General features: G+C 58.0%; 4 protein-coding genes. 3 read left to right on the forward strand and 1 reads right to left on the reverse strand.

All coding sequences use genetic code 11. The features are described 5' to 3' along the window. From ABF824_RS15660 to ABF824_RS15670, 3 genes are all read left to right on the forward strand, one after another. Positions 1–520 (forward strand): ABC transporter substrate-binding protein (locus tag ABF824_RS15660; RefSeq protein ID WP_415489898.1); only part of this gene is annotated, 520 nt, incomplete at its 5' end. Next, positions 517–1,893, forward strand: a complete 1,377-nt coding sequence (locus ABF824_RS15665) for an amidohydrolase family protein (protein WP_415489899.1) — start codon at positions 517–519, stop codon at positions 1,891–1,893. The genes ABF824_RS15660 and ABF824_RS15665, both read left to right, overlap by 4 nt. Before the next feature lie 106 nt (positions 1,894–1,999). Then, positions 2,000–3,595, forward strand: coding sequence for a bifunctional aspartate transaminase/aspartate 4-decarboxylase (locus ABF824_RS15670; protein WP_415489900.1), 1,596 nt, complete (start codon positions 2,000–2,002; stop codon positions 3,593–3,595). Positions 3,596–3,603: 8 nt separating this feature from the next. Here the strand turns inward: ABF824_RS15670 and ABF824_RS15675 are convergent, their stop codons facing one another. Further along, entirely contained in the window at positions 3,604–4,509 is a 906-nt protein-coding gene (locus ABF824_RS15675) for a 50S ribosomal protein L11 methyltransferase (RefSeq protein ID WP_415489901.1), read from the reverse strand. Positions 4,510–4,529 lie beyond the last annotated feature (20 nt).

Raw genomic sequence — 4,529 nt, forward strand, 5'->3', positions numbered from 1 at the left:
GGCACAGCCTTACACATTCAACCTGCAACCGTTCTTTCTGAATCCCGATGCGGCGGTGCAGGCCTATGCCTCGTCCGAGCCGTTCGAGGCCCGGCAGCATAATGTGCCTACGCGGTTTTTCCCGTTTGCCGATATCGGTTATCCCCCTTACGGTACCCCGGTTCTCACCACCCATGCTTTTGCCGAAAAGAATGACGCAACCGTGGCGGCGTTCGTCAAAGCCTCTCTGCTGGGATGGAAAGATTACCTGCTGGATCCAGCAGCGGGGAACACCCTGATCCGCAAAGCCAACCCACGCATGTCTGACGCTCAGCTCCAGTTCGGGCACGAGACCCTGACGAAAATGAAAGTGCTGGGAGAAGGGGATGCGGCGACCGGCGGCATCGGAACAATGACGGAAGCACGGTGGCACACCACGTATGACTTCATGGTCACCAATGGTCTTCTGGATCAGGCGACCGACTGGAAATCCGCCTTTACGAACCATTACGTAGAGCAGGCAAAGGTCATGCCCGTATGAATGACATTGTTATCCGCAATGCCTGTGGGGTTTTTACGGGCCTGAAAGGCGCGCAGGCTCGGCGGACCGGCGATATCCGCATTCATGACGGACGGATCGCAACCATTGGCGACGTGCCGGAACAGCCGGGTGACACCGTGCTGGATGCGCGCGGTGGCGTGGTCATGCCAGGTCTTGTGTCCACCCACCACCATCTGTTTCAGACCATGCTGAAAGGCATTCCATCGGCCATTGATGCGCCTCTGGAAAAGTGGCTGCGACTCGTACCGAACACATACTGGCGCTTTCTCGATGAAGAAGCGCTCCAGACGGCAGCGCAGGTCGGCATGGCCGAACTGCTGCTGTCCGGTTGCACCACTGTTGCCGATCATCATTATCTTTTCCCCGACAGCTACCATTACGATCCGGCGGCAATTCTGTTTGAAACGGCGGAACAGCTTGGCATGCGCCTTGTTCTCGCGCGCGGGGGCACGACCCGCACGCGCAAGTTCGACACGGACCAGATTGTCCCTGCTCCAACGGAGACGCTCGATGTGATGCTGAAACGCATCGGTGATCTCGTCTCGCGCTATCATGATCCCGCACCGGACAGTCGCAGACGTATCGCCATCGCACCCAACACACCGACATGGGGCGTCACGCCGGATGAACTGCGCGAACTGGCACGGGCAGGACGAAGCATGGGGATCGGGCTGCACACGCATCTTTCGGAAACGGACAATTATGTCCGTTATTGCCTCGATGTGTATGGTATGCGGCCAGTGCAGTTTGTCGCAGAGCATGAGTGGGTAGGGCCGGATGTATGGTTCGCTCATCTGGTTCATCTCGACGATAGCGAAATCGCTCTTCTGGCGCAGACCGAAACCGGAATGGCGCATTGCCCTCAGAGCAATGGGCGCCTCGGGTCCGGCATCGCGCCAGCCGTTGCTCTGGATCGAGCGGGTGGGCGTGTATCGCTGGCTGTGGACGGGGCGGCGTCCAACGAGGCGTGCGACATGGGTGCGGAAATGCACATGGCATGGATGGTGCATCGTGCTGCTCACGGTGCCGATGCCGTGACCTGCGAAGACGTGGTGCGCTGGAGCACAGCGGAAGGGGCGCGTATTCTGAGCCTGCCTGACATTGGTGTTCTGGCGGAAGGCATGGTCGCCGATCTGGCTGTGCATGATCTCAGCCACCCCCGTCACGCTGGTCTTGCTGACCCGATGCTTGGTCCGGTGGCTTCTGGTGCGGCGTGTGTAAGGCATGTCCTTTCCGCAGGCCGACCGGTGGTGGTGGATGGCGCCATTCCGGGGCTGGATATGCAGGAACTGATGGAACGCTCGCGCAGGGTGGTCAGCCGACTGGCCAGGGAGGCTGCGGCATACGTGTGAGTATGCTTCACTATCGAGAGACATGGCGGTGGTTCGCTATCGCCATGTCGCGGATATGCTACGGTGCGGTTCGTATAAACCGCATGGCAGCAGAAGAGCCGTTCCGATGGTGGGTGATTTCAGGCGTTTCAAGAACCTCAGCCCGTTTGAGCTGAAGGATAAGCTCATTCGTATGGCCACCCGAAAATCGGGGCGTGTCATGCTGAACGCCGGACGCGGGAACCCGAACTTTCTCGCCACGCTGCCCCGTTCCGCCTTCTTCCATTTCGGACAGTTCGCTCTTGCTGAATCCGAGCGCTCCTTCTCGTATATGAGCGCCGGTGTTGGCGGCCTCGTGCGGATGGATGGCATTGAGGATCGGTTCGACCGCTTTCTCTCAGAGCGGCGCGGCCACAATGGGATATTCTTCCTTGCCCGCGCCCTGAGTTACGTCCGTGACCAGATGGGACTTTCCGCTGAGGCGTTTCTCTACGAAATGGCCGAGGGGATTCTTGGCTGCCATTATCCGACGCCCCCCCGGATGCTGCCTCTGAGTGAGCAGGTTGCCGGGCATTACGTTCTCAAGGAAATGACCGGGGATACGCTGTCGCGTGATGAGGTCGATTTCTTCGCCGTTGAAGGGGGTGCGTCGGCGATGGCGTATATCTTCAACTCGCTGAAGGAAAACGGACTCATCAAGGCAGGGGACAAGGTGGCGCTGGGGATGCCGATCTTCTCGCCCTATATCGAAATTCCTCAGCTCAAGGAGTTCGGGCTTGAGACTGTCGCCATTCATGCATCGCCGGAGGCCGACTGGCAGTACCCGAAAGAGGAACTCGACAAGCTGCGCGATCCCGCAGTGCGTATCTTTTTCTGTGTGAACCCGAGCAATCCGACCTCGGTGAAGATGGACGATGCGTCCATGCAGGAAATCGCGCGTATCGTACGGGAAGAGCGGCAAGACCTGATCATCATCACCGACGACGTTTATGGCACCTTCGCCGATGATTTTCGGTCGCTTTTCGCGGTCTGCCCACGCAACACGATCCTTGTTTATTCCTTTTCGAAATATTTTGGCGCGACAGGTTGGCGTCTCGGCGTTATCGGCATGCACAAAGACAACGCCATCGATGGACTGGTGCGTCAGTTACCTGCGACGGTTTCGGCTGGGCTGGCCGAGCGCTATTCCACGCTGACGACAGATCCGGGAAGTCTGAAATTCATTGACCGGATCGTGGCGGACAGTCGGTTGGTGGCTCTTAATCATACAGCGGGTCTGTCTACGCCTCAGCAGGTGCAGATGGTGATGTTTGCCCTGTTCTGCCTTATGGATGAGGGTGAGCATTACAAACAGACGGTCAAAAACATCATCCGTCGTCGCGAGGTGACGCTTTATAAGGCGCTCGGTGTTCAACCCCACGAGGATGCGAACGCAGTCCATTATTATACGATGCTCGATCTCAAGAGTATCTGCTGTTCGCTCTATGGTGAGGAGTTTGCCAACTGGGTGGCCAAGCGTTCCAGCAACAGCGAGATCCTGTTCAGGATCGCTGATGAAACGGGAATCATTCTTCTGCCGGGCGAGGGCTTTGGTGTGCAACACCCGGCAGCGCGCGCCTCACTCGCCAATCTCGACGAGTATAACTACATTTCAGTTGGCCGTTCACTGAGAAAGATGGCCGATGAATATTATCAGGCGTTTCTCAAGAGTAGGAAAAGCTAGCGCCGTTTTCAGAAGCGCGCTGGTTTCCGCAGGATCAGTGTACCCCAGTCCCCTTCACGAAGATGACGTTCCAGCACGAGACCACAGCGTTGGTGAGCCGCCAGAACCATGCGCACCTGTGTGTTCAGGAGCCCAGCGAGAATAACGGTTCCGTTGGGTGCCAGATAACGGGAAAGATCTTTCGCCATCAGACAGAGAGGACGCGCAAGGATATTGGCGAAAACGAGATCATAAGGGGCGCGGCGACGGATTTCCGGTGTAGACCAGCCATTGCCCAGCCGCGCTTCGATCAGTTGTGACAGGCCGTTGCGCGCCGCATTTTCCTGGGTGATGCGCACCGACCAGGGATCAATGTCGGTTGCGAGAACGGGGCGGTGAAGAAGTGCCGCGGCTGCCATGGCAAGAATGCCGGAACCGCATCCGAGATCGAGAATACGTTGAGGCTTGCGATAGGCGATGAGTTCAAGGGCGCGGAGACAGCCCCGCGTTGATCCATGTTCCCCTGAGCCGAAAGCCATGCCTGCATCAAGTGTAATGGTGATGCGGTTGCCATCGGGCGGTGTATCAAGATGCGACCCACGCACCACGAAACGTTTACCGACTTCCTGCGCGGGAAAGGACTCGTACGTTCGTGCAAGCCAGCCGTCCGTTTCCGTATAGGTTCGTTCCAGCTCGGCAGTTACGCCTGTCGTGAGGGCTGCAAGGGCCAGAGCGGCGGCGAGTTCCTCCTCACCGTGCCCAGTGTCCTTCACTCCTTCCACCCGCCAGAGACGTTCTTCTTCATCAAATTCGAAAATGCCCACCGTCGGACAGACGGTGCTGATGGCCGTCTCGTATCCTTCAACAGCCGCTTCCGGCACCGTGACGGAAATCGTTTCCAGATCAGTCGCGTGACGACGGCGGTTGAGGGACATGAAAGGCTCCGGGGTAAGAT

The sequence above is a fragment of the Acetobacter sp. genome (genome assembly GCF_047721705.1).
Taxonomy (GTDB): Bacteria; Pseudomonadota; Alphaproteobacteria; order Acetobacterales; family Acetobacteraceae; genus Acetobacter.